Origin of the sequence: Methylobacterium sp. B1 (assembly GCF_000333255.1) — a bacterium.
Lineage (GTDB): Bacteria > Pseudomonadota > Alphaproteobacteria > Rhizobiales > Beijerinckiaceae > Methylobacterium > Methylobacterium fujisawaense.
Genome location: NZ_BACT01000028.1, coordinates 1 through 1,504, shown reverse-complemented (window position 1 = coordinate 1,504; position 1,504 = coordinate 1). Strand labels below are relative to the sequence as shown.

General features: G+C 69.7%; 1 protein-coding gene. It reads left to right on the top strand.

The annotated features are described in order from the left end of the window. On the top strand, positions 1-1,408 hold a 1,408-nt coding region (locus tag I53_RS00830), incomplete at its 5' end, for an ABC transporter ATP-binding protein (protein ID WP_043345635.1). Positions 1,409-1,504: the final 96 nt, after the last annotated feature.

Below are 1,504 nucleotides of genomic sequence, written 5' to 3'. Positions count from 1 at the left end.
GGTGCGGGAACTCGCGGTCGTCTTCATCGACACGCTCCTCTACGTGGCGATCTACGCGATCACGGCGGTCGGGCTGTTCAGCGCGATCTCGCCGTGGCTCGCCGTCCCGGTGCTGCTCTGGATCGCCGCCTACGCGGCCCTGACCGCGTGGTTCGTGCCCCGGGCCCGGGCGCGCTCGCACAAGACCGCCGACACCCGCTCGACGCTCATCGGCCGGATCGTCGACAGCTACACCAACATCCTGACGGTCAAGCTCTTCGCCCGCGACCGCGAGGAGCGGGCCGCGGTGCAGGACGCGGTGGACGTCCACACGGCCGCCTATCTTCACCAGTTCCGGCTGGTGACCCTGACCACCAGCCTGCTTGGACTCCTCAACAGCACGCTCCTGATCGCCACCGGTGCCGCGTGCCTCATCCTGTGGCGCGACGGCGGCATGACCACCGGCGAGGCGTCGGCGGGTCTCGCCCTCGTGCTGCGCCTGATCGCCATGTCGGGCTGGGTCATGCAGACCGTGCGCGGTGTCTTCGAGAATGTCGGCGTGGTCCAGGAGAGCATGCAGACGATGGCCCGGCCGCACGCCCTGGTCGACGTGCCGGACGCGCAGTCCCTCGTCGTAACCGGCGGCGAGATCCGATTCGAGGAAGTCGGCTTCCATTACGGACGCGGCGACGCCACGGTCATCGAGGATTTCTCCCTGACGATCCGCCCCGGCGAGAAGGTCGGGCTGGTCGGCGTCAGCGGCGCGGGCAAGTCGACGCTGGCGGGTCTGCTCCTACGCCTCTACGACGTGGAGAGCGGGCGCATCCTGGTGGACGGCCAGGACATCGCCGCGGTGACTCAGCAATCGCTGCGCGAAGCCATCGCGATGGTCAGCCAGGACACGTCGCTCTTGCACCGCTCCATCCGCGACAACATCGCCTATGGCCGCCCCGACGCCAGCCAGGCGGAGATCGAGCGGGCGGCCCGGCTGGCGCATGCGGACGCGTTCATCGCCGATCTCGTCGATCACAAGGGGCGGCGGGGCTACGACGCCCAGGTCGGCGAGCGCGGCGTCAAACTCTCCGGCGGGCAGCGGCAGCGGATCGCCATCGCCCGCGTCATGCTGAAGGACGCCCCGATCCTGATTCTCGACGAGGCGACCTCGGCCCTCGACAGCCAGGTCGAGGCGGCGATTCAGGACTCCCTCGACACCCTGATGGCCGGCAAGACCGTGCTGGCCATCGCGCACCGCCTGTCGACCATCGCGGCCCTCGACCGGCTCGTCGTCATCGACCGCGGCCGGATCATCGAGGAGGGGACCCACGCCGAGCTGGTTGCGCGCGGTGGCGTCTATGCCGGATTGTGGTCGCGCCAATCCGGCGGCTTCCTGGACGACGGGACGGCCCGATACGACAGCGCCATCGCGTGAGCGCCGCACCGGCAGCGTTACCGGCAACATACCGCGACGATCGCGGGTCGACCTTATCGCCGCGCCGCACACAGCGGCTTGACTCGGGGGCGTCAG